This is a genomic window from Grimontia sp. NTOU-MAR1 (assembly GCF_035758505.1).
In the GTDB taxonomy this organism is placed as follows: domain Bacteria; phylum Pseudomonadota; class Gammaproteobacteria; order Enterobacterales; family Vibrionaceae; genus Enterovibrio; species Enterovibrio marinus.
Genome location: NZ_CP142109.1, coordinates 709184 through 735849 on the forward strand (window position 1 = coordinate 709184; position 26666 = coordinate 735849).

29 protein-coding genes are annotated in these 26666 nt (G+C 47.6%); 8 read left to right on the forward strand and 21 right to left on the reverse strand.

Annotation, left to right across the window (positions count from 1 at the left end; genetic code table 11):
- Position 1: 1 nt before the first annotated feature.
- The 4 genes from VP504_RS21135 to ectA all read right to left on the reverse strand — a co-directional run bounded on the left by VP504_RS21135 (position 2) and on the right by ectA (position 3721).
- On the reverse strand, positions 2–1420 hold the full coding sequence (locus VP504_RS21135; RefSeq protein WP_325895325.1) for an aspartate kinase: 1419 nt from the start codon (positions 1418–1420) through the stop codon (positions 2–4).
- Positions 1421–1486: 66 nt separating this feature from the next.
- Entirely contained in the window at positions 1487–1873 is a 387-nt protein-coding gene (locus VP504_RS21140; RefSeq protein ID WP_325895326.1) for an ectoine synthase, read from the reverse strand.
- 13 nt (positions 1874–1886) lie between these two features.
- Positions 1887–3152, reverse strand: a complete 1266-nt coding sequence (gene ectB, locus VP504_RS21145; protein ID WP_325895327.1) for a diaminobutyrate--2-oxoglutarate transaminase — start codon at positions 3150–3152, stop codon at positions 1887–1889.
- Positions 3153–3184: 32 nt separating this feature from the next.
- The gene (gene ectA / locus VP504_RS21150; protein ID WP_325895328.1) at positions 3185–3721 is read right to left on the reverse strand and encodes a diaminobutyrate acetyltransferase; all 537 of its coding nucleotides are present in this window, start codon (positions 3719–3721) and stop codon (positions 3185–3187) included.
- A gap of 567 nt (positions 3722–4288) precedes the next feature.
- Here ectA and VP504_RS21155 point away from each other — a divergent pair.
- Positions 4289–5734 carry a glyceraldehyde-3-phosphate dehydrogenase gene (locus tag VP504_RS21155; protein ID WP_325895329.1) on the forward strand — a complete coding sequence of 482 codons (1446 nt, stop codon included), beginning with the start codon at positions 4289–4291 and terminating at the stop codon, positions 5732–5734.
- Positions 5735–5812: 78 nt separating this feature from the next.
- On the opposite strand, the gene VP504_RS21160 is transcribed toward VP504_RS21155, so the two are convergent.
- The 3 genes from VP504_RS21160 to VP504_RS21170 are packed head-to-tail and all read right to left on the reverse strand — an operon-like array spanning position 5813 to position 7977.
- Positions 5813–6976, reverse strand: a complete 1164-nt coding sequence (locus VP504_RS21160; protein WP_325895330.1) for a glutathionylspermidine synthase family protein — start codon at positions 6974–6976, stop codon at positions 5813–5815.
- Between the two features lie 3 nt (positions 6977–6979).
- A complete protein-coding gene (locus VP504_RS21165; RefSeq protein ID WP_325895331.1) occupies positions 6980–7549 on the reverse strand; it encodes a DUF1190 domain-containing protein in 570 nt (189 codons plus the stop codon).
- An 11-nt stretch (positions 7550–7560) separates the two neighbouring features.
- Positions 7561–7977, reverse strand: coding sequence for a DUF350 domain-containing protein (locus tag VP504_RS21170; RefSeq protein ID WP_325895332.1), 417 nt, complete (start codon positions 7975–7977; stop codon positions 7561–7563).
- Between the two features lie 298 nt (positions 7978–8275).
- Here VP504_RS21170 and VP504_RS21175 point away from each other — a divergent pair, with 298 nt between their 5' ends.
- Complete coding sequence (locus VP504_RS21175) at positions 8276–10324, forward strand: prolyl oligopeptidase family serine peptidase (RefSeq protein ID WP_325895333.1); 2049 nt, start codon at positions 8276–8278, stop codon at positions 10322–10324.
- Between the two features lie 36 nt (positions 10325–10360).
- Here VP504_RS21175 and VP504_RS21180 read toward each other — a convergent pair whose 3' ends face one another.
- Positions 10361–10546, reverse strand: a complete 186-nt coding sequence (locus VP504_RS21180) for a Flp family type IVb pilin (RefSeq protein WP_325895334.1) — start codon at positions 10544–10546, stop codon at positions 10361–10363.
- Positions 10547–11026: 480 nt separating this feature from the next.
- On the opposite strand from VP504_RS21180, the gene VP504_RS21185 reads away from it, so the two are divergent.
- Positions 11027–11269, forward strand: coding sequence for a YdcH family protein (locus tag VP504_RS21185; RefSeq protein ID WP_325895335.1), 243 nt, complete (start codon positions 11027–11029; stop codon positions 11267–11269).
- A gap of 132 nt (positions 11270–11401) precedes the next feature.
- Entirely contained in the window at positions 11402–11638 is a 237-nt protein-coding gene (locus VP504_RS21190; protein ID WP_325895336.1) for a serine protease, read from the forward strand.
- 196 nt (positions 11639–11834) lie between these two features.
- Here VP504_RS21190 and VP504_RS21195 read toward each other — a convergent pair whose 3' ends face one another.
- Positions 11835–12290: a cupin domain-containing protein gene (locus tag VP504_RS21195; protein WP_325895337.1), complete on the reverse strand. Its 456-nt coding sequence runs from the start codon at positions 12288–12290 to the stop codon at positions 11835–11837.
- A gap of 135 nt (positions 12291–12425) precedes the next feature.
- Here VP504_RS21195 and VP504_RS21200 point away from each other — a divergent pair, with 135 nt between their 5' ends.
- Positions 12426–13007, forward strand: coding sequence for a TetR/AcrR family transcriptional regulator (locus VP504_RS21200; RefSeq protein WP_325895338.1), 582 nt, complete (start codon positions 12426–12428; stop codon positions 13005–13007).
- A 4-nt stretch (positions 13008–13011) separates the two neighbouring features.
- Here the strand turns inward: VP504_RS21200 and VP504_RS21205 are convergent, their stop codons facing one another.
- Positions 13012–13788 (reverse strand): LysR family transcriptional regulator, encoded by a 777-nt coding sequence (locus VP504_RS21205; protein ID WP_325895339.1) that lies wholly within the window; start codon positions 13786–13788, stop codon positions 13012–13014.
- Between the two features lie 156 nt (positions 13789–13944).
- Here VP504_RS21205 and VP504_RS21210 point away from each other — a divergent pair, with 156 nt between their 5' ends.
- Positions 13945–15006: an aldo/keto reductase gene (locus VP504_RS21210; RefSeq protein ID WP_325895340.1), complete on the forward strand. Its 1062-nt coding sequence runs from the start codon at positions 13945–13947 to the stop codon at positions 15004–15006.
- A 109-nt stretch (positions 15007–15115) separates the two neighbouring features.
- Here VP504_RS21210 and VP504_RS21215 read toward each other — a convergent pair whose 3' ends face one another.
- Genes VP504_RS21215 through VP504_RS21230 form a run of 4 tightly spaced genes read right to left on the reverse strand, consistent with a single transcriptional unit; the run spans position 15116 to position 19091 of the window.
- Complete coding sequence (locus VP504_RS21215) at positions 15116–16216, reverse strand: extracellular solute-binding protein (RefSeq protein WP_325895341.1); 1101 nt, start codon at positions 16214–16216, stop codon at positions 15116–15118.
- 54 nt (positions 16217–16270) lie between these two features.
- Complete coding sequence (locus tag VP504_RS21220; RefSeq protein ID WP_325895342.1) at positions 16271–17116, reverse strand: ABC transporter permease; 846 nt, start codon at positions 17114–17116, stop codon at positions 16271–16273.
- Positions 17113–17988, reverse strand: a complete 876-nt coding sequence (locus VP504_RS21225) for an ABC transporter permease (RefSeq protein WP_325895343.1) — start codon at positions 17986–17988, stop codon at positions 17113–17115. Before VP504_RS21225 ends, VP504_RS21220 begins: the two co-directional genes overlap by 4 nt.
- Positions 17985–19091, reverse strand: coding sequence for an ABC transporter ATP-binding protein (locus VP504_RS21230; RefSeq protein WP_325895344.1), 1107 nt, complete (start codon positions 19089–19091; stop codon positions 17985–17987). Before VP504_RS21230 ends, VP504_RS21225 begins: the two co-directional genes overlap by 4 nt.
- Before the next feature lie 239 nt (positions 19092–19330).
- On the opposite strand from VP504_RS21230, the gene VP504_RS21235 reads away from it, so the two are divergent.
- A complete protein-coding gene (locus VP504_RS21235; RefSeq protein WP_325895345.1) occupies positions 19331–20161 on the forward strand; it encodes a glycerophosphodiester phosphodiesterase in 831 nt (276 codons plus the stop codon).
- An 88-nt stretch (positions 20162–20249) separates the two neighbouring features.
- Positions 20250–21374, forward strand: coding sequence for an ROK family transcriptional regulator (locus tag VP504_RS21240; protein WP_325895346.1), 1125 nt, complete (start codon positions 20250–20252; stop codon positions 21372–21374).
- A gap of 22 nt (positions 21375–21396) precedes the next feature.
- Here VP504_RS21240 and VP504_RS21245 read toward each other — a convergent pair whose 3' ends face one another.
- The 7 genes from VP504_RS21245 to VP504_RS21270 all read right to left on the reverse strand — a co-directional run bounded on the left by VP504_RS21245 (position 21397) and on the right by VP504_RS21270 (position 26631).
- Positions 21397–22248 (reverse strand): SDR family oxidoreductase, encoded by an 852-nt coding sequence (locus tag VP504_RS21245; RefSeq protein ID WP_325895347.1) that lies wholly within the window; start codon positions 22246–22248, stop codon positions 21397–21399.
- A gap of 473 nt (positions 22249–22721) precedes the next feature.
- Positions 22722–23222, reverse strand: coding sequence for a GNAT family N-acetyltransferase (locus tag VP504_RS21250; RefSeq protein WP_325895348.1), 501 nt, complete (start codon positions 23220–23222; stop codon positions 22722–22724).
- 110 nt (positions 23223–23332) lie between these two features.
- Positions 23333–23605, reverse strand: a complete 273-nt coding sequence (locus tag VP504_RS25650) for a transposase (RefSeq protein ID WP_442788932.1) — start codon at positions 23603–23605, stop codon at positions 23333–23335.
- Positions 23606–23701: 96 nt separating this feature from the next.
- A complete protein-coding gene (locus tag VP504_RS21255; RefSeq protein WP_325895349.1) occupies positions 23702–24304 on the reverse strand; it encodes a hypothetical protein in 603 nt (200 codons plus the stop codon).
- Positions 24301–25221: a biotin-dependent carboxyltransferase family protein gene (locus VP504_RS21260; RefSeq protein ID WP_325895350.1), complete on the reverse strand. Its 921-nt coding sequence runs from the start codon at positions 25219–25221 to the stop codon at positions 24301–24303. Before VP504_RS21260 ends, VP504_RS21255 begins: the two co-directional genes overlap by 4 nt.
- On the reverse strand, positions 25218–25904 hold the full coding sequence (pxpB, locus tag VP504_RS21265; protein WP_325895351.1) for a 5-oxoprolinase subunit PxpB: 687 nt from the start codon (positions 25902–25904) through the stop codon (positions 25218–25220). Before pxpB ends, VP504_RS21260 begins: the two co-directional genes overlap by 4 nt.
- Positions 25891–26631: a 5-oxoprolinase subunit PxpA gene (locus VP504_RS21270; protein ID WP_325895352.1), complete on the reverse strand. Its 741-nt coding sequence runs from the start codon at positions 26629–26631 to the stop codon at positions 25891–25893. The genes pxpB and VP504_RS21270 overlap by 14 nt, the downstream gene beginning before the upstream one ends.
- Positions 26632–26666: the final 35 nt, after the last annotated feature.

A 26666-nucleotide genomic window follows, 5' to 3' on the forward strand; every position in this document is an offset into this window, starting at 1 on the left:
TTTAAGCGACTTGTTTATCTTTCTTCTCTGTTTGTACAAAGAATTCATCGTGCAATGCGCGGATCGCACCTTCATACATTTCGTCTTTTACCACAAATTGCACGTTCACATTACGCATGGACGAATGAACCGCAATCGGCGAAATATCGCTGTTCATCAACGCCAGCACACCTTTGCTTAAGGTAGTATTGGTATTGATCTGTGAACCAATCGCAGAAATTAGAGCGACCATGTGGTTCGTGATCGTTGAATCAGGGAAGCGTTTTTCCGCACGGTAAAGTAGTTTGTTGAGGTTCTTGGCTACGCCGCTCAGGTAATAGGTAAGGGAGTTGGCGCTCATTTCTTTACCGACAAGATTCACACTCTCGTCAGCGATCATTTCCATCAATTCATAGCCAACGTTATCAACGTTCCCCACCATGGCCTGATCGAAAATGTGCAAGGCGAATACCTTGTCGCGACCCGCAATGATCTCGATCTTCTCCGAATCCGGCTGGTAAGCCTGAGAAATCAACGTACCTTGGTGCTCGGGTTCAAAGGTATTTTTGATCTGTAGCGGAATATCTTTCTTACGCAGTCCAGACGCTGCATTCGGGTGAATAGCCTCCATACCCAGATTAGCAAGCTGATCAGCGACATCAAAGTTACTTTGGCCAATTGGTAACACGTTTTCTGGGCCAGCAATGCGAGGGTCCGCGCTGCTGAGGTGATATTCTTTGTGGATGATCGCTAGATCTGCTGAGGTTTGACAGGCAATGCGGCTGAAGGTCATTTCGCTGTAACCGCGATCATAAGTCTTCATTAGACCTTCATCACAGTAAGCGTAACCGGTCACAATTGGCAGCTCAGTGGTGACATCTATCTCTCTGAACGCTTCGGCAATCACTTCGTCTAGCGTGCCGGAAAGCTTGTTGTCCCATCCTGAGAGATCGACAAACCTAGCATTCACACCAAGAGTTCTTAGCTTCAGAGCAGTGTTGTAAGCGCTATGGGCTTCGCCGATTGAAGATAAAAACTCTCGAATTTGCGGCAGGTATTGGCGAAGCGTGAACTGACCATAACTGCATGTCGCCAGGATGTTTGAAATACAGTCTTTGGCATCTTTCAGACGCTCAGCAATGAAGTTGTCGGCGCGGGTGCGGTTAAGCGGATCAGCGAACAGGTTTTCATTGATCATTTTCAGACGAACCTCGAGCGCATCAATGGCGTCAGCCCATTGTTCATCGCGCTTTGCAACGAGCTGGTAGATCCCCGGCTCTCCAGAACGCTTGCTCTCAAGAAGCGCATCAGTAATACCACCGTAGGCAGAAACTACAAATACACGGTTATACGGGTTCTTGGGGCGAAGGAAAATGTTGTCCAATACGGCATCAAATGCCGACATAGACGTACCACCGATTTTCTCAACGGTGTAAGTCATAATTGCAATCCTTGTCAGTCGTAAATAAAAAGGGGGCAAAAAGGCCCCCAAAAAAACGTATTCTTATTAATCTACTAACGGGTAAACGCCGTTTTCATCGTGAACTTCTTGTCCGGTAATTGGTGGGTTAAATACACATGCCATTACCATGTCCGCACCTTCGTAAGCGCGCAGGAGGTGTTCATCGTGTTTGTCTAGAATGTAGAGTGTGCCCGGTTTGATTGGGTAAGTTTCGCCACCCACTACTTCAATTTCACCTTCACCAGACATGCAGTACACAGACTCCAGATGGTTTTTGTAGTGAATGTGGGTTTCTGTATCTTTGAAGATGGTGGTGATATGAAATGAAAAACCCATCTGGTCATCTTTCAGCAACATGCGGACACTTTCCCATGTTTCAGATACAACGCGGCGTTCGCTGTTTTTACACTCTTCCAGAGTTCTTACGATCATGTTTCTTATTCCCTTAAGACGCTTTGCGGGTGAGTTCGTTCGCAACTTCCTGAGCTGCTTTTTCAAAGATGTGCAGACCTTGTTCAAGCTCTGACTCGCTGATAGTGAGCGGACAGAAGAACTTCACGACTTCGTCATCAGGCCCTGCAGTCTCAATGATCATGCCTTGCTCGAAGCAACGACGGGAAATCGCGCTGGCGATATCGCCGCTATTACACTCGATGCCCTGCATCATGCCACGCCCTTTTGCACGAACGAACAGTGAAGACAAGTGCTTCAGTGAACGGTCGATAGTCTTGGAAACCTGTTGGCTTCGCGCTGCGATGTGATCTTCAAAATCACTATTTTGCCAGTAATGTTCAATGGCTTTTGTCGCGGTAACGAAAGCGTGGTTGTTGCCGCGGAAGGTACCGTTATGTTCACCCGGAGACCATTTATCCAGCTCAGGTTTGAGCAGCACCAGTGCCATTGGCAGGCCGTAACCTCCGATAGATTTTGACAGGGTCACGATGTCTGGTTTGATACCAGAAGGTTCGAAGCTGAAGAAGGTGCCGGTGCGGCCACAGCCAGCCTGAATATCATCAACAATCAGCAGAATGCCGTGGGCTTTACAGATCTTGCTCAGCTTTTGTAACCATTCGTTTGAAGCGACGTTCAGGCCACCTTCACCTTGCAGGGTTTCTAGCAACACTGCTGCCGGCTTATCTAGACCACTTGAATTGTCATTCAGCATGGCTTCGAACAGCGCAAGGCCGTCAATGCCCGCATAGTCTTCATAAGGAATGCGGGATGTGCCAAACAGCGGTGTGCCGGCGCCACCACGGTGGTGTTGATTGCCGGTTGCCGTGAGTGCACCCATGGTACATCCGTGAAAACCATTGGTGAAGGTAACGATGTTGGTGCGGCCAGTGACTTTGCGGGCCAGTTTCATCGCCGCTTCTACTGCATTGGTGCCAGTTGGGCCGGTGAACTGCACTCTGTAATCAAGATTTCTGGGGGCGAAGATGTGATTACGGAGTGCGGTTAGGAAAGCAGCTTTGGCTTCGGTAAACATATCCAAGCCATGGGTAATACCGTCGTTCGAGATGTAGTCAACCAATGCTTCTTTGAGGATTGGGTTGTTATGGCCGTAGTTCAGTGAACCAGCACCAGCCAGAAAATCAATGTAGCGTTCTCCTGAGTCGGTAGTCAGCCAACAGCCTTTTGCTGAGGTAAAGACAACAGGAAAGCTGTTGCAATATGACTTAACGTTTGACTCTTGCTTGTTAAAAATTTCCATTTGGAATCCGTTTTATATCTTTAAGAATGTTTTTATTTCAAAGGAATGCGGAACAAAAATTCCGTGTCGTGACGTCCTTTGAAGTGCTGTTCTTCGTCAAGAAACACAGTGACTTCACCCTGTTCACCACAGGCGGCATCCAGCTTACGGAATAAGCTCCAAGAACCTTTGTTGGATCCGGTGATAGTGGTTTCTACAACGCTGACGTCTACTAGGTGTTCGCGCATCAGCAACTCTTGCAGCATGTGATAAGCGAGACCTTTGCCGCGCGCCTCGGGTGAAACGGCGACTTGCCACACAAACAGCTCATTAGGGGCTTCAGGCTTTAGGTACCCGGAAATAAATCCGGCTACGGAACCCTTGTGCTCTGCGAGAATGCAGGTCTTATTGAAGTGAGATGATTGAAGGAAATTGCAGTACGAGGAGTTTTCATCGAGTGGGGGGCAACTGGCGATAAGCTCGTGGATCCTGATGCCATCTTCGATTCGCGGAGTGCGAAATACCCAGGCGTCGTTTTCCGTCCTCAAACGCGTCAATGTCGCGCTCTGGTGTATCGTCTCGGTACTCATTGTTTTGATTAATCCTTTAGAGGTCTAAGCATTTAAGCCCTTTAAATGATACATCCGATAGAATTTTTATCAAGCTTGAGTCACAAATAAGCATATTTATGTCTATAAGTTACTGTTTTATATGTGGTCAATAAATTCGACGCAAAAATGAAACATTTAGATGTGTAATCAATATGGTGAGAGGGCGCCATTTTTTCTATGGGGAACTGAGCCTGGATCCACTAAGGCCTATTTGTCTACTGCTGTTGCAGTGTTGTCACATAGGATAAATCAGTGTTGTAGAATGGTTATTTTATTGGGCGTATTAAGTGGTGATGATGGAAGTCTATGAAAATTATACGTAGTAAACTTTCAATCAGATTTTGAGGAAGAGAAAATGAAAGCGTTTTACACTTGTAATATTTTAACGGATTCTTTAATAACTTACTGAATTTAAATGGTATAGAAAGGAACTTATTTTTGCTAGGTTAATAATAATCGTGCCGTTAGACTCTCCGCCAAAATAATAAAAACAGTTACTGATTTAATTTTTATACCCTAAATTCCAAAAAGGCAAAGAAAGTCGCGATGAGTCCAGAACAACATCTTACCCAATGGCAACAAAGTCAGGCCGACGCAGAAATTATGTCACCTCTCATTAGCAAGCTTTATCGTGAGAAGGGCGTCGAAATTCAAATCTACGGTCGTGCTGTTATTAATGCCAGCACGATTGATTTGTTGAAATCACACCGTGTAGCGCGTTGGTATACCGGACAGGAAGTGACTACTGCACACACGCTCCCTATTTTGGAATCTCTGGCGCAAATGCCGCTCTCTCATTGTCGAATTGATATCGGCCGTCTCGCCAATCTTTATTGGCGTGACCATGAAGATCCTGCCCAACTTGATGATTTCCTAAAAACAGCAATCGCAGACCTGCCGCCGTCCACGAGTCTTAAGGAGCCCAGAGATATCGTGTTGTATGGCTTTGGCCGAATTGGGCGCTTGGTAACGCGCCTGATGGTAGAAAAAAGCGGACCAGGCTACCCACTGCGTCTACGAGCGATTGTTGTACGTGGCGGTAAAGATGGCGACCTTGAAAAACGCGCCAGCTTACTGCGTCGTGATTCTGTTCACGGGCCATTTAACGGTTCCATTCTGGTGGACCATGCCCGCAATGCCCTAATCGTGAATGGCAACTACATTCAGATCATTTACGCGAACCACCCTTCAGAAGTTGACTATGAAGCACACGGCATTAAAAACGCTGTGGTGGTTGATAACACAGGCATGTGGCGTGATGTTGATGGCCTTAGCAACCACCTGACTGCCAAAGGTGTGGGTAAAGTGCTGTTAACAGCACCAGGTAAAGGAGAAATCAAAAACATTGTATTTGGTGTTAACCATGGTGATATTGCAGACAGCGATACCATTGTGTCTGCAGCAAGCTGCACCACGAACGCGATTACGCCTGTGCTGAAAGCGATGAACGATCGTTATGGCGTGGAATCGGGTCACATCGAGACGGTACACTCATTCACCAACGATCAAAATCTGATTGATAATTTTCACAACGGTGATCGCCGTGGACGTGCAGCTTCATTAAACATGGTACTGACATCAACAGGTGCTGCAAAAGCCGTTGCGAAAGCTTTACCTGAATTAAAAGGAAAGCTGACGGGTAATGCTATCCGCGTTCCAACCCCCAACGTCTCGATGGCGATTGCCAACCTGAACTTGGGCAAAGACGTGGACCGCGATTCACTGAATACCTACCTGCGTGAGACGGCGCTCATGTCTCCGTTGGCGGGTCAGATTGATTACACCCAATCGACTGAAATAGTATCCTCGGACATCGTTGGTTCTCGTTATGCAGGTGTTGTAGACAGCGAAGCGACTATCGCCGATGGTAATCGCTGTGTGCTCTACATTTGGTATGACAATGAATTCGGTTACAGCTGTCAGGTGATTCACTGCATCGAGCAGATGGCGGGCTTCCAATACCCAGTGATTCCGGCGGCAAACCAGCAGTAAAACTAATCCCAAAAAACATCCCCCTAAGCCAAAGCGACTCTTCTGAGTCGCTTTTTTATGTATCTTTTCTCTATGAGATTAAAGAATGACATGAGGTAGATATCTTGCGAGATCTTGAGTCACCAGTGACGCGTCTTCACGAATAGAAATGCCAGCAGCGCGATCGTTGACCAGCCAGCTGCCAATCAAGGTGAAGTTGTCGCCGAACTTTGGCAGTGGTTGGTACTGCTGGACGATAGCTTGAGAGAGATCATACGGCCCATCAGTTTTTAAGGTCGAGGCGCCATTTCTGACGATCTCGATGTTGGCGCCCTCGCGCGAAAATAGCGGCTTAAGCACGAAGTCAGACAGGGAAGATGCTTTCGGATCATCCGCGAAGTAGGCAGGCAACAAATTAGGATGATTAGTATGGAGTTTCCAAAGCATCGGAAGCAGAGCTTTGTTGGAAAGCACAGACTTCCACATCGGCTCCAGCCAGTTAATGGTGGCGCTACCCAAGAATTGTGCATACTCCTCGTCAAACATGAACTCCCACGGATAGAGCTTGAACATCCAGCGAATGACTCGTCCCGTCAGGTCGACAAACTCACCGGCATCATTCACACCAATGTCTTCGACGTAGACAAAGCTCGTGTGTAACCCGGCTTCTTTGGCGCAGTCTTCAAGGTACTGAACTGTTGCACGGTCTTCTTCTGTGTCTTTACAGCAACTGAAGTGAAGCGTTTGGCCCGGTTGGCGTTTGGCGAGTTCGGCGAAGCGCTCCATGATGTAATCCTGAAGGATATTGAACTGGTCGGCACTTTGGTGGATGCGCCCGCTGTTCACCACATCTTCCAGCCATACCCATTGCCAGAAGCCGGTTTCAAACAAAGAAGTGGGGGTATCAGCGTTGTTTTCATAAAGCTTGGCAGGACCCACGCCGTCGTAGGTGAAATCCAGACGGGCATACAGCGATGGATCCCGGCGTCGCCAAGAACCTGCGACCAAATCCCACATGGCTTCGGGAATACCGAATTTGGCTAGAAGTTCGTCGCTGCGAATGACACGCTCTACCACATCAAGACACATCTGGTGGATCTCTTCGGTAGGTTTTTCCAGATCTTCCTCAATTTGCTTGAGGTTGAACTGGTAGTAGGCGGTTTCATCCCAATAAGGTTCGCCATACATGGTGTGAAACCCAAAGCCGTATTGCTTTGCCAGTTCCCGCCAGTGTGGACGCTCTGGGATTTGCCGCCGGAACATGTTCTAACCGCCGCTACGTGAAGAAGATGCGCGCGAGACGGATTTACCAAAGCCGCCGCGAGACATGACCTGTCCGATGGTGCCGCTGGATTTTGGTTTGGTAATTGAGCTGGTAGAGACCTTCACCGATTTGTTGCTCGATGAGCTATAGAAGTTACCATCGCCAGAATAATACTTGCCGCGATAGCCATACAGTGGCTTGGAATAGTAACGTTTCTTCTTTTTCTTGAAGTAGTCGTCGTCCAACATGTTGGCGAAGAAAAAGCCTGCCATCGCCGGAATGTACCAGTTGTTGTAACGATCACAGCCATCTGAAAAGTCGACTTCGCACTCGTATTCATTGTTGTAACGTGGGGCAGATTGCGCGGTATCTTCAAGCGCATCCTGATACGCGATTCGGCACTCCTCAATCTGGTCTGGAAATGAACGGGCACAATCCTGTGCGGACTGGAACACGAAACCCTCGGTTTCAGGCTCGAAGAAGCAGCCTGATATACCTCCAACAAATGCAAAAGGGATCACTTTGGCGGCTTTGTCCATGGTTGGACGAATAACGTTTTGACTCCGTTTCATGACTGCCTCCGTTAGTAGGTCAGGCAAGCAGCGTTGAGTACGCCGATGGAAAAAGAGACCACAGCCAGAATGATACCGGCAGGTAATTCGTCATTTTCAATTCGCTGTGTCAGCTCTTTCAACATCACAAAGCGAACGATCGCAAAGGCAATAAACTGCGCCAGCATGGCAATCACGCCCCACACCATAAAGTCGACAATGTTGACTGAGTTTTGCGCCGCACCGGCAATGGCAATACAGTAACCAAGAAACGCGCCACCCAAAGCGACTGCAGCCGTTACGCTTTGCTTATCTTTTATTAGAGACCACTCGTCGTAGGGCGTAATACGGACATAGATGAACTTGAAAATCAGTACAAACGCCAGTGAAGTAGCAAAGTAGATGATGAAGTTTGGTAGACCTGCAAGCAGTCCGGCGAGCATATCCATAATGGTATCCTGTCAGTCCTTGAATCATTTTCCCGACCCGAGCTGAAGGCTCACTGGGGTTGATAAGTATAAGCTTATGTTTGTTAGCGAAAAACGGCCTTAAACTATCACGACTTTGTGAGTTAAACCGTCTCAAAATTAAAGACTCTCAGTTATTGCTGGAATGATTCGTTTACACGTTTCTGAGAGTGAGTTTGCGAGTTGTCTACGAAAACCATTTTTTAAGCAAGGTTGCATTCAAGCCTGCTTTCTATAATTGTCGCACTATATCTTTACCCAAACCATGGATGGAGAAGTCATGTTTGATTACCCAAAAACACGCAAAGATACAATTGTCGATACATATTTCTCCCAAGAAGTCGCCGATCCTTACCGTTGGCTGGAAGATGATTTGAGTGAAGAAACCGCCCAATGGGTAGAAGCCCAGAATGCGGTGACCTTTGACTATTTGCACAATATCCCTTTCCGCAATGCGATTCGTGAGCGGCTTGAAGCTGCCAATAACTATGTGAAAGAGTCGGCACCGTTTGATCGCGGGGACTACACCTATTTTTACCGTAACGATGGACTGCAGAACCAGTCCGTGGTGTATCGTACCCAGAGTGAATTGTCGGATGCCAAAGTCTTTCTTGACCCGAATAGTTGGAGCGACGAAGGCACCACATCGCTTGATCAATTACGTTTTTCGCGTGACGACAAGTTCATTGCCTATTCGACCTCTGAAGGTGGCAGTGATTGGCGAACCATCTATGTGCTGGATGCTGAAACGGGAGAGCTGCAAGCCGATAAAATCGAGAACGTGAAATTCTCTGGCATTCAGTGGCGCGGCAGTGAAGGTTTTTACTACTCGACATATGACAAACCTGAGGGCAACGAATTATCAGCGAGGACCGAACATCACAAACTTTACTTCCATACATTAGGGACGTCGCAGGCGGAAGATGAGTTGGTATTTGGTGGAGAGAATGACCCGCAGTTTCGCTATGTCGGCGGCTACACCACTGAAGACGACAGTTTCCTTGTGATCACTGGCGCCAATGCAACATCGGGGAACATGCTTTACGTACAGGATCTGAGAGGTAATGGCGAGCGCTTGTGTCTGACTGACGATGACAGTGCAGATAGTGATGTGATTGAGCATCAAGATGGCAAACTCATCATTTACACCAACCTGGATGCACCGATGGGACGCATTGTGGTGACGGATGCGCAAAAACCTGATCAGGCTAATTGGGAAGACTTGATTGCCGAAACAGAGCACGAACTTAGCATCTCAACCGGCGCGGGTTACCTGTTTGCGAGCTACCTGGTTGATGTGCAGACTCAGGTGAAACAGTATCGCCTGAGTGGTGAAAAGGTACGTGATGTGACTCTGCCTGACGTAGGTACAGCGTCTGGCTTCTCAGGTCGCGAACGAGACGAAACACTGTATTTTACCTTCACCAATTACACGACAGCAGTAGACACCTATCGCTTCGACCCAGAATCAGGAGTCACCGAACGCTATCGTCAAAGCGCCTGCACTATCGACAGTGAGAAGCTTGAATCACGCCAGGTGTTTTACACCTCAAAAGACGGCACCAAAGTTCCGATGACCATTTGCTATCGCAAAGGCATTGAGCTGGATGGTTCACATCCAACCATTCTTTATGGTTATGGCGGTTTCAATATCAGCTTAGAGCCAGCTTTCAACCCAAGTATTGCAGCATGGATTGAAATGGGCGGCATTTATGCCGTTGCAAACCTGCGTGGTGGTGGTGAATACGGTAAAGCATGGCATCAGGCAGGCACTCAGCTTCAGAAACAAAATGTGTTCGATGATTTTATTTCTGCCGCAGAGTTTTTGATTACTGAAAGCTATACATCACCTGAGAAACTGGCGATTCGAGGTGGTTCTAACGGTGGCTTGCTGGTGGGCGCGTGTATGACGCAGCGACCAGACCTGTATAAAGTGGCGTTGCCTGCCGTCGGTGTGTTGGACATGCTGCGCTACCACACTTTCACGTCGGGTGAAGGCTGGAAGTATGACTACGGCACGTCTTCGCAAAGTGAAGCAATGTTCAAGTATTTGTTGGGTTACTCTCCGGTGCACAACGTTAGGGAAGACGTTGTCTATCCTTCAACCTTGGTCACAACGGCAGATCATGATGATCGCGTTGTGCCTGCCCACTCATACAAATTTATCGCTGAGTTACAGGCAAAACATGCGGGCGAAAACCCTGTGTTAATTCGAATCGATGTGAATGCAGGGCATGGTGCCGGCATGCCGATGCATAAAGTGTTGGATTTAGGCGCTGATGTGTATGCCTTTTGCTTAGACCAGATGGGTGTAGAGCCACTGTTGTAAACAGAGATGAGGAAACGCGCCTGTCAGGGTGCGTTTTTAATTGTTTGCTGCATTAATATTGCTTTCTATAAGAATCATTGCATCACCAAGCGCTTTGGGCAAAGCCGAGGTTTCAAAAAATGTTGCTAGAATAATGGTTGATATAATTATTCCCAGCATTGCGTATTCTATCGCTGTCACACCAGATTCATCTTGGATGTAATTTAGGGCTAACTTAAACATTTTCATCCCTTTTTGGTTCTTTTCTCCGCCTAACTTATCTACGTGCTGTCAGAGATTCCAGTCATGATTATGCTTCACCTAAGTGCCTAAATTTTAATTGGTGTATAGGTGAAGCCTTAAGGTGACTCATTAGTGAGTTGTATTTGAAAAAACGTCTTTAGGATTTAATTTTTTTGTGTGGGTTATTGCAAAATTATTTGTTCATTCATGCACTATCAGTTCAGTTTTATATTTGTGACTAATATAAAAATTAATTCGCTATTCCTTGAGCGCTATCACATTGATTCTTATAAACCTTCCTATCCACTTTATTTCTAGCCATTGCTTGCCGTTGTTGTCACCGATAAAGTTAACCCCTGGGCATGAAGTCGACTATTCTCAACCATGGGTATATCTACATGGTTGAGAATTTTCTATTGTAAAGGCTCGACAGAAGGGATCTTGAATCCAACTACCAAGGAAAACAGATAAGGAGTTGATATGTTAGGTGAAGTCCACTCTCTCGTTCACGAGTTCCCAGATTTCAAAGACTTGATCACTGAACTCTCCACTCAAGACACCGCATTCGCGGAAGACAATAAAAAATACAATGCACTTGATAAAGAGATCCGCAGTCTGGAGCTCAGAGACTCCCCCATTGATGATGAAGAGATGCACAAACTGAAACATGACCGTGCAGTATTGAAGGACTCGCTCTATCACCGTTTACAGCAAGCGAGCTAATATCCCATCATTTTTAACGACAAGACGCGCCAACGGCGCGTTTTTTAACTGGGTTATCCGAAATTCGTGTTCTCCTAACGATTGAAAATGTGCTTTCATAACTATCTCTATTTCCCCAAGAGACATTGCTCAGTGAAAAAGCTCACTCTTGTTTCACTCTTGGCCCTTTTTATGGCTGGATGTGCAAAAAATACGACGGATTCCCCCACCATGGTTGGCGCAGATCGCGATGAACATGGCTGCATTCCTTCTGCGGGGTATCAATGGTGTGCAAACACCAACCGATGTGAACGTCCATGGGAACTTGCTGAAGTTGAAGGATTTGATAATACACCTCAACTCTTTGAAGCATTCTGTACGGGTCAATAAGGCGGCCAGAAAAGCAAAAATAAAAAGCGCGCTACCTGCCTTTGGAGGTGGCGCGTTTTCGTTGAAGGCGCGGAATTAACGGAGTCCTGAAAAAAGCCCCGGAATCACACCAACCGTTGTGTAATCTTTATTCGTTTCTTTATGACAGTTTTGATGCAGCTCCATGGCTTTTAGAATCTTTGGTGCGGATACCATATCACCAGGCTACTGGACGATTTACACCACGGCCATCTTCAATGGTATTTTTCACGGTTTCACTACCTGCTTTTACCTGAAGAACGGCATAGTAAAGCGGTGAATTAGAGGTATTTCTCCAACAGCGTACACCTTCGGGAGCCACACGTACGACAGAGCCAGTGGTGACCTCGAATCGATTATCATCCACCATAAATTCGCCTTGTCCTCCCATGAAAATGTAGATTTCTTCATGCTCGATATGGACGTGGTGAAATGGCATAGAGGTATGTGGAGCCAGTGAATTAAGAGAAAGGATACCGCCGGACATCCCCAGAGCCTCACTAACGAAGACCTTTCCTTCAACATCCACTGGCAAAGCTTCATGTCGAAATGTGAAGGTATCGATAGCATCTATCCCGCCAGTAGAAATCGCGTCGTAATTGGTGCCCTTAGATAATGTGTTAAGCATTCCCATGATCTTCTCTCCTTAAGTAACACATTGAATAAAAATGTTTTCTTGGTAGAAATTTGCCGACTTAAATCTTCCGTGGTTGTAGAGAGGAGATTAAGATGATTGACTATATGTTCAACATAATATTTTGGATGATTTATGCCTTGGCCAACGACAAAAAAGCAGGAAACGCGTAAGAAGATTTTGAAAAGTGCGGTGAGACTGTTTGCTAACAAAGGATTTCACAATGTATCGCTTGGCGAGGTAATGAGAGATGCAAAACTAACGCATGGCGCTTTCTACGCTCATTTCAGCTCCAAACAAGAGCTATACAAAGAAGCTGTTTATGCTGCGACAGAGGACAGCCCTCTGGCAGGAATTCTGCGCGAGTCTGATGGGAATTTAAGCTTTGAAAAGATCGTAAAAACGTATCTTTGTGAAGAGCACGTCGAACAAAAAGTGTCACCTTGCCCGCTGGCTGCATTTGCAACCGACGTATCGAGTTTGGACGGTGATGCAAAGAATGCATACTCCCATGTCTTTGAAGGTTTATTGGAAATACTCCAAACACGCAGTGGAGGGGAAATCCCTGATAGAAAAAGTGCTATGTCACTTGCTGCCCTAATGATTGGTGGCGTGGTTGTGTCCCGAGCTTTGAAAGATGAAGACGTTATCCATGAACTGCTTGAGGCCTGTATTACCAAAGCCGCGCTGTTTAAGGCGACCAATTTGTCGGAGTAAGGTGCTATCCCATTACCTCATTTAGCCTTTTAATCAATCGCCTGACTTCGGGTAGGTAACGGTCTTCATGGTGAGTAACCAGCCATTGATCGTGACTGAGTTCCTCTATGATGGAACCCTGACGCGTGAGCGTATCTTCGGTGTCGCCAATGAAGGTAGGCAGCAGGGCAACGCCTCTTCCTGCGAGAGCCAAATCCAGACTGTTTCTTGGTGAACTGACTTCAACAAATACTTCTGCTCCTGAATGCTTTGCAATCCACTTTGCTGAAGGTGTTTCGGCAACAACTTGTATCCATCTTCGCGGCGTGTCCTTAGTGCCATATGCCGCAAACTCGACCCTGCCGAGTTTGCGGCATACGAGGTTATCTTCCATTGGGCGCTGATTTCGAAAACCAATAACGACCTCTCTGTGGGAGATATCGAGCACTTTTTCTGATGTGACAAAGCGGATAAGGCAATCTTGCGGCGAGCCAGACAAAGTGTCGATATGCGCCAGCAAATGCATGGTTGTCCAGGTACCTGCAGATATTTTGATTACAGGGTGGTGACTCTGACTGGCTGGAGTCACAAGTTTATCCAGTGATGCTTCAACACTCTGCAACTCTTCGAGGAGTTTTCTCCCTGCCGAAAGCAATTCATACCCTTTGTCGTGACGGGCAAAGAGCTCTGCGCCTAAATCGTGTTCAAGTGACAGCATTCTACGTCCCAGTGTTGCCGGAATTTTCCCGGTAACTCTGGATGCTGCTGACAACCCGCCTGTACGGGCAACAGCGATAAACAACTGAAGATCGTTTCAGTTTACGTCCTTTTTATTCATGAAAAGACCTTACCAATCTGTTTCGTTGATGAAATGGTGCTCGCCATTAGTCTAGAGAAGGTCAGCAGTCACCCTGTGTCGTAAAGTGTGGACGCCGGAAAAATAAGAGGAAATAACGCGATGGCAGATGAACACACACTCTCAACAGGTTTAGGAAAAGTGCGCCTGGGGCATGCTGGCCCAATGGTGTCTAAGTTGGCACTGGGAGCCATGACATTTGGCGCGGAAACTTCTGAGCAAGAAGCCTTCAATCAGCTTGACCTATTCGTTGAAAGCGGTGGGAATTTTATCGATACAGCAGACAATTACAGCGCAGGTTTGTCGGAAGCGATCATTGGAAAGTGGGGCAAGTTACGCGGTGGATTGAATAATGTGTTGGTGGCGACAAAAGGGCGATTTTCACCACCTCCGGGAAGTTATGGCGCTTCGCGACGGAGCCTTATTCGCTCGGTGGATGCCAGTCTTCGACGGCTGCAGCTGGACGCTATCGATGTCTACTACATCCATGGCTGGGATAAGGATACTGATGTCATGGAAACGCTGGTGGCTTTGGGTGACCTCGTCACTGCGGGTAAGATTCACTGCACCGCTTGGTCAAACCTCACGGGGTGGCAATTGCAGAGAGTGATTACCACGGCGAAAGAGAACGGGTTGCCAGTACCTGTCGCTATGCAGTCGCAATATAGTCTGTTGGAGCGGGATATTGAGCTGGAGCTTTTGCCGTGTTGTCTTGAAGAAGGGATAGGAATGACGCCTTGGTCGCCACTTGGTGGAGGCTGGCTGACCGGCAAGTATCAGAAAGACCTGCTGCCAACTGGCGCAACAAGGTTGGGAGAAGATCCAAATCGCGGTGTAGAAGCTTATCACCTTCGCAACCGAGAGCGAACCTACCGGGTATTGGAGGCATTGAATGAGATCGCTATCCAACATCAAAGATCGGTAGCCGATATCGCGTTGGCATGGTTAGCCCAAAGGCCGGGAGTGTGTTCCATATTGCTTGGTGCCAGAACTGCTGAGCAGCTCAAAGCGAACCTTGCCGCTGCTCAGATTCATTTGCCAGACAAGCATATCCAAGCCTTGAGCGAGGCTTCAGATCCGGGGTTACCCGCTTATCCCTATGGTTTTCAGGAAAGTTGGTCGGAAATGGATGTTTGGCGTCGTTTAGCAATGAAGGTTAAGTAACGGAGAGGTAAGGTCTATTCAATGGGGCAAGCTTCATAGAGATCCATCAAAACGACGGTGCCTTCAAACGCACTTAAATCGTTGCGTTTGAAGGCACTGTAGTTTGATCTTATTTCATCAACACTTCACGAGTGAAACGTTTCCTTGATTCCACATCGTATTCTTCGCCAAATGAGTCGGTGGAGTTCTGTCGCATACTAGCATTGACCAAGGCGGCCTCTGCATTGGCATCTGGATGCTGTGGCGCACTGCCGAATTTAGCATTCAAACCCGATTGGGTTTTGGGAGAGGTCAGCCAATCAACGAAATAGACGGAAGCAGCAAGGTTTTTGGCATTCTTTGGCACCACGACAAAATTGCCACCGCCCGACATACCAAACTCTGGAATATAAAACTTAATCCTCTCTGCGATGGCGCCACGTTTCTGCAGACCTGCAAGGTGATCCTCCCATGCAGGCGCAATCACGATTTCACCGTCGTTGATTCGGGTGAGGCTATCGGCATTGGATGCTGTGATTATCATGTTGTTACGATTGTCGTGGAACCATTTCCACGCGCGACTCCAATCTTTCATAACAGCCTCAGAAGCCTCTTGGGTATAGTCTGAAGGCGCAAAGTGTTGGAGGGTGGACTGTATAAAGCGTCCGCCGCCACCGCCACCATTAGGATCATTCACCCCAAAGCTTTTTGGGTTCGCCTGAATGTAGGCAGTAAGCTCCTCAAAACTTTGCGGAAGTGCTGTTTCGTCTATGCGTGTCGGGTCGTAGGCCAAACCGGTTTGGTTACCCCAAAAGCCTACCGCATAGCCATTGGACTCAATCCCCTGGAGCCGGGTGTTGAGCTTGGCATAATCAGGTAATACATTAAAATTGACAAACTGGCTTGGGGCATCAAAAAGCTTCAGTTTTGACGCTCCAATCGCGACCACATCCATACTCCCTTTTTTGCGCTTAGTTTCTGCTAACAGCTTGGTGGTATTGCCATCAAATGTGCCTTCGGGAATGTACACTTTTATGCCGGTCTCATCTTCAAACGTTTTGACATATTCTCGGAATGCCGGTTGCAAATACCACACGGCAAACGTCACTTTGCCTTCTTTCTTTGCCTGCTGCTCAATGTCATCCCAACTCATGGTTGTGATGTCATAAGCGGATGCCACCAATGGCAGAAATGCTGCAGCAGCGATTGTCGATAATCCTTTGTACTTCATTGGAGTAAGTCCTCTACTTCTTCATTTGCTCTGGGTGATATGAAAAGCCGTTCATTAGCCCTTGCCTGTCGATTGAGAAAGATAATTCCCTTTCAACAGGCGTTCGATAATCAGCATTAGAATGACGTTTGGAATGACCAGGATCAGCGATACGACTGCCGCATCCGGTCTGATAAATGAGTAACCTAAGAACGAATACAAAATGGTGGGAACCGTAATAAAATCCGGTGCACCAAGGACGTAGGCCATATTGAAATCTTCAATGCTGATCACCAGACAGAAAATCAGGGAGGCTAACAGGCTTGGTTTCAACATCGGGAAATAGGCGTGTCGGAATGTTCCCCAGCGTCCGGTTCCCATATCAGCACATGCTTCAATCAGATCCTGAGGCACGCTGGAAAAACCGGCGGAAAGAATGCGTATGGCATAGGGAAGTGCGAGCACGGTATGAGCGATTACAATACTGATAAATGGTTCAGATATACCGTAATCAAACAATACTGCGCTGAACACAATCGCCAGAATCATCGGCGGGATAACCATGGGAATCAGTGTCAGCATTTCCGCAATTCGCTTTCCGCGAAAAGAGAGTCGGCCAAAAGCGTATGCGGTCGGCATCGCCAGCGCCAGTGTCAGCAGCGCAACGGTCGGCGCGACGGTGTAACTGTTAAACAGCGCTTCCTTCAGGGAGGTGGTTTCCCATACCAGCTCCCATCGCCCGAAGGAAAACACGGGTGGAAGAATATCCGGGAAGCTCCACGGGTGCTCTGGGTCAACCAAAGACCAGAGTAACGCCATGACAAAAGGCATACCCAGCCAGATCAAATTGATGATGAAGAAAAAGCCGACGGACAGCTTAATAACAAGCTGCGAGTTTTGGGTGGGTGCTAACGTTGTCATTTTGCCACCTCATCAAGCTCAGTATTATTGAGGGAAATGAGTGAATAGCGTTTGCGGGCAAAGGGTTGCAAAACGGCGGTAATTACAATCGCGCCGAGTGCCGCGATTATCATTAATACAACGGCAATGACATACACTTTTTCCCATTCTAGGTATTGATACGCGGTGAAATACATCAGCATGGTCATGGAGTAACTGGTACGTGAACCTGCAATAGAAGCAAACGCATAGTCACCCATTGCGCCGATAAAGATCAGGATCATTGAAGCTTGCAAGGCTGGTATGGTGAGCGGGAAAATTACCTGCCGGAATCTCGCCAAGCGCGATGCGCCCATATCACTCGCGGCGTGAAGCAAATCCGTTCGAATACTATTTACCGAGCCACCAATCAGGATCAGCGCGAAGGGTAAGTTTTTCCAAATTTGGAGCAAAACCACGCTCCAGCCAAAACTGTCATTGGTCATCCGGATTGGCTTATCAATGACCCCAATCGCCAGTAGGCCTTCGTTGATAATGCCGTGGTAGGAAATCACGTTCATTAGCAGGAATGCCGCAACTAAACCTGGCACAAACATAGGCGCTCGCAACATGCCAATAATCAGGGTTTTTCCTTGCAGAGGTTTGGTTAGCCACAAAGCGATAGGATAAGCGAGGAGCACTGCCCCCAATGTGCCGAGCAATGAGGTACGGAAGGAGTAACCCACGGAGCGCCAGAGAATGCTGTCCGATAACATTTCATTCCAGTATTGCAGGGTAAATCGGTTTTCTTCGCTGCCCAAGCCTAAGCTATGGGAAATGGTGGTATAGAAGGCATCACCCATTAAAAATAAGATGGTGCCGAGTCCAGGCAGCAACAGCAAAACAACTTTCATGATGTCGCCTCCTCAAGGAAGCGAATGCAATGTGCGGGGACTTTAAAAAGTGCCTTCTCACCTTGCTGGATACTGCTATGGCGATGAAGTTGTATACGGACGGTTTCACCGTTTATGCAACCAAAAAGATCGGTCATATTTCCGAGGAATGCTTTCTCTGTGACTTCTACAGAAATGACGTTCTCGCCGGATTCTGGTACTGGTTCAGCCTCTTCTGGACGCCAGCAGATATAGCACCGCTCGGCAGCAGGGGCATTTTCTGAATTCACTATGAATTCGCCCAACACACATTGAATCCGGTAGACGCCCGGTTCTGGTGTTGAAAGTACGGTGGCGGTGTGTATGTTAGCGGCACCAATAAAATCGGCGACAAAACGATTGGCAGGATGGTGGTAAATTTGTTCTGGCGAGCCAATTTGCTCAATCCGACCCTTGTTCAACACGACAATTTTATCGCTCATTGCCAGCGCTTCAGCCTGATCATGAGTCACGTAAATGGCAGTTAACTGAAACTGCTGCTGAAGCTCTTTAATTTCATAGCGGACGCTTTCACGCAATTTGGCATCGAGGTTGGAAAGTGGCTCATCGAACAGAATCACGTCAGGTCTTACTACCATTGCCCGCGCCAACGCAACGCGTTGTTGCTGACCACCTGAGAGCTCAGCTGGCATTTTATCTTTGTGTTCAGTCAACCCAACCTGCTCCAGCGCCAGTTTTAGACGTTGTTGCTGCTCCTCTTCACTGACATTTTTTTGCACCAAGCCAAAGACGATGTTGTGCGACACACTCAGGTGTGGGAACAGCGCATAAGACTGAAAACACATAGCCGTGCTGCGTTGTTCTGGTGACTGTGCGGTGATGTCTGTTCCACCCAGCAGAATGTTGCCACTGTCTATATCGTGAAACCCACCAATCATTTTCAGCAGCGTTGTTTTCCCGCATCCGCTAGGTCCGAGCAGGGTGACAAACTCACCAATATCTGCGGTGAAACTCACTTTGTCCGTCGCTGTGAATTCACCGAATTTCTTACAGATGTTGCGCAATTCCAGTGTTGGCGTACTAACTGTTTCCATGAGTGATTTCAGCTCCATTGCTTTTTGCATTGTAAGTGATCTCCTTATCTGTCACTCATAAATAAACTTTTCTAAAAAGATTAATTGGTGAGTATGACAAACATAAGTTACTTTGGTTAAATCCGCGAGAGATCAATATCACACATTATTAACAAATGACATATATAGTTGTTATATATATAGATTAATTTTATCGGCGAATATGGATTGACTAAGGTCATCTTTGGCATATAGAGTTTTATTAAACTTTATTAAAAAGGATATTTGATATGTCATTTAACTTCTGTATTGCGGGAACAGGAAAAATTTACCTTAACAGCCATCGTGGTTACTCAACGCTATTCCCCGAAAATACCCTCCCAGCTTTTCAAGGCGCTCTCAAAGCGGGCACCTCCACCATCGAGATTGATATTGCGATGACGGCAGACAATCAAATCGTCGTTATCCATGACCCAAGTGTAGAGCGCACATCGAATGGTCAGGGATATGTGGAATTAATGACTTATGCCGAGCTGGCTGCGCTAGATTTTGGCGGCTGGTTTTCTCCCGAGTTCGAAGGGACGAAGATACTGCTCCTGACGGAAGCCTTGCTGTGGGCTGTGGAAAACAATGTTGGTTTGGTGGTGGAAGCAAAACAGAGGAGGCGTCGCGACGCCTTTGTTTTAGAGTTAAGCACACTCCTAAAACGTATACCGAAGGCCTTGGATCATATTCAATTACTGGCTTTCGATCATGTGCTTATCAATCAGGTAAAAAAACGGGTGCCGGAAGTGAACTTGCAGGTAGTGACGTTGGCAAGGTACAACAACCAGCTGTCTGCCGTTTTGAATTCGCGGGCAGATTGTGTTTGTTTTGAATACCCGAATGCCCATGTGGAAGATCTTGTCGCTTACAAAGAAGCAGGTTTATGTACGCGACTGTATTTGCCAACGAAAGAAAACAATGAAGACACAACGCTGTTTTTCAATCGTCAATTCGGCTACGACGTAAGGGGAGAAATCATTGGTTGGATGCGTGATGGCCTGATAGACATGATTAGCCATGACGATATTGCCATGCTTCGTTCGCTTGCCGATGAGGCAGGGTTAGAGGGTATCTAGAATCACATTCCTTCAGGCCTTGGATAGGCGGTCGAGATATCGAGTGCTATGATTCCCAGCCGTTATTTTTAAAGAGCTCAATGTATATATGCTTGCACCTGTTATTCCGCTAACTGTTGAACTGAGCCCTGGTCAGCGAAAGGTCCTGGACCTTATTCGTCAAAATGGCCCGGTCTCGCGCGCCAAAATCACAGAGTGGTCAGGGCTTGGTAGCGGTTCGGTGACCACGATTTGCAAAGAACTTCTGTCTATGCAGTGGATCATGGAAGGTGAGCGTATGGTGGTTGGTCGTGGTCAACCAATCGTGCCTGTTGAAATCAGTCCTTACGCTGCATTCTCGTTTGGTATAGCGTTTCATATCGAACGGCTTGAAATCTCTTTGGCTAACTTTCGTGGCGAAACTGTCGACCTTGCTTCCATCGAATATGACGAATCCCAGCCTGTCGTAGAAACACTTTCTCTGCTCGCCAATCATGTACAACGTCTGGTGACGAAACATCGTCTCCAGCATGCCCGTATTTTGGGGGTTGGGGTTTCAATGCCCGGCCCGCAAACGGCAAATGGCAAGCATGTTTGGGCGATTGCTCCTATGGCGCATTGGCGCGATATGGATTTAGCGGAAGCATTTGGCCGCCATTTTCCGTGGCCTGTCTGGATTGATAATGATTGTAACGTCGGTGCGGTGGGAGAGTTCTATTCCGGTAAGTGGAACCACGTGAACAATATGCTCCTATTGGAAATTGGCCATGGTATTGGTGGTGGGGCGATCATTAATGGACAACTATATCGTGGTAAACACCAGAATGCCGGGGAGATTGGTGCTTATTTCACCATGATGCCAGAGCGTCGACCTTGTCTTCGTGAACTGATGATTGATTTGCGTGAGGCGGGTTTAGATGTACATCTGCTGATAGATATTCCTTCGCTTGAACATCCGGTCGTGGATGCTTGGATTAAGAAATCTGCTACCCAGCTAGCTCCCGCAATCATGCTGACGCTGTCTTGGTTTGACCCTGATTGTGTGGTGTTTGGCGGCTCTGCCCCAAAAGAAATTGCGGAAGCACTTATTAAAGAAATGAACCTAGAAAAAGTATGGTCTGAGCGGTCGTTTGATTATCCGATGGCAACACTTGCTGCTTCAAGAGTCGGTGAGAATCTGTCCTCTTTCGGTGCCAGTATGTATCCCGTATTTCAGACGATCAGGCCGGAATGAGCGGCCTGATCGCCAATCCAGATCAATCTTCCGTCTCTATATCCGCAAAGTAGTCGCCCCAGCTTTGGTGTTCGCGTCCTGCAGCTTCCTGATAATGGCTGGGGTTATCGACTTTACCTTCGCTGATACCCTGATAAATGCCAGCGATAACCGTGCCGAGAAACTCACCCAACTCTGCGATACGTTCAGCTTGATAATCCTCAAAAGACAGAGGCACGTAAGTCAGGTGAGTGTGATATGTCGCGTTAAGGTATTCCGCTAACTGGGTTTGGGTGAGCGCTTCACCATTCAGGTTATAGGTTTGTCCGTTGTGTTTGTCTTCGGTCAGCATTCGGGCATACGCGAAGCCAAGTTCGCCACGGGTGGTATACCCGCATTTTCCTTCTCCCGCACAGTTGGTGATAACTCCGGCTTTTTTGTAGTTCTCAATGTACTCGATATCAGGCTCGATATAGATACCATTGCGGCCTATTACCCAATCAAGGCCGGATTCCCGCACGTCCTGCTCCGTTTGTCGGTTGCTTTGAATAATGGGTGAAAAAGCGGTGCCTTCCTCCGCTCCCTGAACACTGGTGTAGACAATCTTCTTCACATCGGCTCTTTTCGCGGCATCAATAACATTTCGGTGCTGGCCAATTCGCTTGTCTGGCGCGTCCATACCCGACACCAATAGCAGCGTATCAATACCTTGCAATGATTGTTCAAGGTCGTCTGGTTTCTCATAATCGCCGGGGCGAATTTCAACGCCAAGATTTTTGGCACGCTCAGGCGTTCGCGCTAAACCAATAATGTTTTCTTTGGGCATGGCCTCAATCAGTGCTTTGATGATTGATGCCCCCAATTGCCCACTGGCGGCGGTAACGGCAACTTTCACAATAATTCCCTCATCAACAAACCTGCGAAGTCATCTCAGCGCTTTCGCAGGGGCTCTCCATAAAATGTAGCTAAGGTATATTGTGCAGGAAGCGCTTTCTTAGATTTGGCTTATGGAAGAAACAAAGCGAGAAAAGTTTATATATACCCAAACAACCTGAAGATGCAGGATTCAGCGAGTTTGACTGGTGTTGTGATCGCGGCGTTCCTTTGTAGGTGTAGTCACCTCCATCAAAAAAGGAACAACAGAGAGCACGACGTCAGTCAACTCGCCCGAAGGGAGGCCCTCAATACGCCCACTTCATCGTTAAATTCCACGGAAATAGAATGACTATTCCTCGCGGAATTTGCCTCGAATTGAACGCATTGAGGGCCTCTGAATGCGAGCATCTTCAGGTTGTTTGGGTATAGCTGTGTAATGGATGGGTAACAAAAAGGTGCCGTGTTTGGCACCTTCTTAAAAGGAAGCCTCTACTAGAGGAACAGTTCCAGCGTGATTTCATCAATGTACTTGCCGTTGATTTTGGCATGACTTTTTGCGCGGCCCGACACTTCAAAACCATGTTTTAGATAAGTGTGAAGAGCCACTTCATTGTCTGCTCTAACCTGAGCAACCAGCTTTTCAAAACCGCGTGAGCGCGCGATATCGAGCGTGGAAGCAAACAGCGAGGTTGCGACGCTTTGTCGATGATGTTTCTCGTCAACATAAGTGGTGATGATGCCGACATGGTCCAGTGCGCGTGAATAGCTGGCATATGGCTCAACGGTTTGGTAGCCCAGAACAGTTTTCGAGTCATGATCTTCAGCAACCAAAAACACGCCGTTTACCGGGAAGTATTGGATGAAGAAACTTTGGTCTGGCACCGAAAACGTGGAGTCGAGAATCACGTATCGACCACTTTCGATAATGGGGTTGACGATATCAGTGATGCTTTTGGCATCTGAAGCTAGCGCAGTTCTTGTTATTAGATTCATATTTCTTTGTTTTTCTGACAGTAATCAAGCAAAGGGTGTAGGCGAAGCGAGCGTAAAATTGTTACGTCGCGCCAGTGGATTAAACGGCGTTATCGGTCATATTGTGGTGTCTATTCATTGTCCATTTTTTTGTTGGCAAGCAATTTTCTTAATTTATGATTTTCCGAGCTAACATCAGTGAACTTTTTTCGAAGCTGAGTATTTTCTGCTTCGAGCTTTATAATCTTCTCTAGCTTGCAGTCCTCACCATATTTGTACTGCCAGTTACAAAATGTTGTTCTGCGTAATCCATGATTTCGACAAATCTCGTCGACTGTCTTACCAGAATCGACTTCTCTGAGTATCGAAGAGATTTGAGATTCAGTAAACCATGGCCTTTTCATAGTGTTCTTCTCCAAAGCACTAGCAAGTATTTCTTATCAATCAATATTTACTACGTCAGCGATTTTATGAAGCTAATCACTGTTGTGCTGTTATTCCTACTCCAGAAAGTTCTTCACTGTTTTTAAGTCCTCTATCATTGGCATTTCAATACTCAGGGAACTGCTGAAACACCAAGGGTAAGGCAGTTCGCCTATCCCATCGAGCAAGTGATCTTTATTGGAATAGTTGATGGCAGCCATGTACTCAATGGTGATGGTGAGCTTGTCCACTTTCGGATCCTTTACCGCGATAGAAGAATCATCGCTGAACAGCCAGTCGTAATAGCCACAACCGATGCGCAGGATGTCATTGTCCTTTTCTGTCATCACGACGAGCCACTTACAGGTGAGATGAGTGTCATCCCTGACAATGGAGTCTGACAAGCAGAAGGTATAAACATTCTCAAAACGCTGGTTGAACTGGGAGGACAGAACATGGCTGATTGCTTCAACGCCAACCACATCTGAGGGAAACGAAATACTGTCGGTGTTGACTTTCATTTCCAGCCGGGAGTCATCCGTAAACAGCTTGGTTAGCAGGTGGGGCTTATTGTTATCTTTGGCAGAGATATACCGATTGATGGCTTTTAGAAAAGGACGCACATCGTCCGGCTGAGTGTTTTTATCTATATGCGCCATGTTTCCACGAGATGATTTCATCCAAAAATTACCCGGTTAAAGAGTCTTCTTTCCACCTCTGCGTCCGCGACATCCATTGGGGAGAAGGTAACAATCTGCCCGGGTTGACGCTGCGAAAGCTGGCCTGCTCCCAAGCTGCTCAAACAGCCGATTTTCGGATAGCCGCCGATGGTTTGCCGGTCTTTCATCAGTACGATCGGTTGGCCGTCATTCGGAATTTGAATCGCACCAAAGGCAATACCTTCTGAGATGATGCCATCGAGACTGCTTTTCACTGGCGCGCCAGATAAGCGATAACCCATACGGTCGATGTTCTGGCTGACTTCATACTCGCTGGTGAAAAACGTCATCTGTTCATCATGGCTAAATGACGCATGCTGATAGGACGGCATCACCCCGAGTTCGAGCGGCGCATCGTAATCGGGAATCGCCCATTTCGGCGTGCGCTGTTCGGTGAACTCAGTCGTTGCAGTAAAGGGCAGAATGTCCCCCGTTTTCAAGGCCTCACCAAGACCGGTCAAACCGCCCAGTTGCTCTCTTTTCACTGTAGAACAACTGCCAAGCTTTTGTTTGCATTCAAATCCGCCAACTACGGCGAGATAGGCACGCAGTCCGCTTTTGGGCGCGCCAAACGCCAGCACATCGCCGGGCTTCACCGCATAGGTGAGCCAGGGCTGAATAGCTTTGTCGTTCAAGGTGGTGGAAAGGTCTGCGCCCGTAACAGCAAGGGTTGTGGCGGCATTCACCTTTAGCTGCAGTTGGCCGAAGGTAATTTCGAGCTGCGTTGCATCTGGTTTATTTCCCAGTAGACGGTTTGCCCAGTAAAAAGCATGCTCATCCATTGGGCCTCCTGTAGTGATGCCCAAATGCTGGAAGCCGATGCGGCCACTGTCTTGCAGTAGGGTAAGCATGCCAGGGTTCATTACTTCAAAACTCATAACACGCCGCCTTGCTTCAAAAACTCGTCCTTGTCGATAGGGCAGAACCTTACTCGGTTGCCGACGTTTACTTTTGCCAGTGATTCACTGTCCCAGTCCACCATATTCAGTGGTGTACGGCCAATAATTTGCCAGCCTCCCGGCGTGCTGCTGGGGTAAATGGCTGTTTGGTTATCGGCTAACCCTACACTGCCTGTTGGTACTTTGAGGCGTGGTGTGGATTTGCGCGGCATGACTATCGCGTCATCCAAGCTGCCAAGATAAGCAAAGCCGGGGCTAAAGCCGATGGCGTACACGCGGTATTCCTTCTCACTATGCCGTTTGATGACAGACTCACTGTCGAGGCCAGTTTTGTCACACACATCCGACATATCCAGCGCGACTTCCTCACCGTAGTAGACGGGAATTTCAACTACCTGATTATCGTTGTTATTGGTGACGGCGTCAGTGTTGGATTCTAGCGCCAGCCGGATGCGTTTTATGATGTCAAAACGGTCCGTTCTGTTTAAGTCAAAGCCAATCAACATTGAGTTGTAGGAGGGGATGATGTCTGTGACCAAATCCCCCAGACTTTCCCGAACCTGAAAAATTGCGTGGTTGACGTCCGCAGCGATGGCATCATCAATTCTGTCCCCAAAATATACAATCAATGTCTGCTCATTGACTGCCTCAATTCGCGCCATTTGCCCTCCACTGTTTCAATGCATGGGCTACCGCCGAAGCGTGGGGACCATCTCCGTGAATGCAGAGCGTATCTGCATCCACCTTGAGTGTTTTTCCACTCAGAGTTGTGACAAAACCTTGTTCAACAATCTGCTGTACCTGCTTGATAATGGCATCAGCACTGCCGTGAACAGCGCCTTCAATACGGCGATCGACGAGGAACCCTTCATCGTCATAAGCGCGGTCAGAAAAAGCTTCAAACATCACGTCAATGCCGACGTCTGCTGCTAAATCGAGAATAGGTTGGCGCTCAGGAATCGCCATCACCACCAAGGGACAACCCGGCGCAGCAGCTTTCACCGCGCGCATCACAGTCTTTAGCACTGCCATGTCTTTCATCATGGTGTTGTAAAGCGCGCCATGGGGTTTGACGTAATCCACAATGGCTTTTTGCTGGCGGCAAATGCCTTTCAGCGCACCGACTTGATAGCCAATCCAAGCGAAAAGCTCTTCTTCCGTACAATCAAATTTCCGGCGACCGAATCCCATCAAATCCGGGTAGCCAGGGTGGGCGCCAATGGTGACGCCATGTTCAAAGGCTAAAGCGACGGTCTTTTGCATCGTGACTGGATCCGAGGCGTGAAAGCCACAGGCGATGCTAGCCATATCAATGCAGGGCATCACCTCGGCGTCTTTCCCCATGGTCCAGGCGCCGAAGCTCTCTCCCATGTCGCAGTTTAATTTCATCTAAACTCACTCCTTGTTGCTCTGTCTTCTAAAGA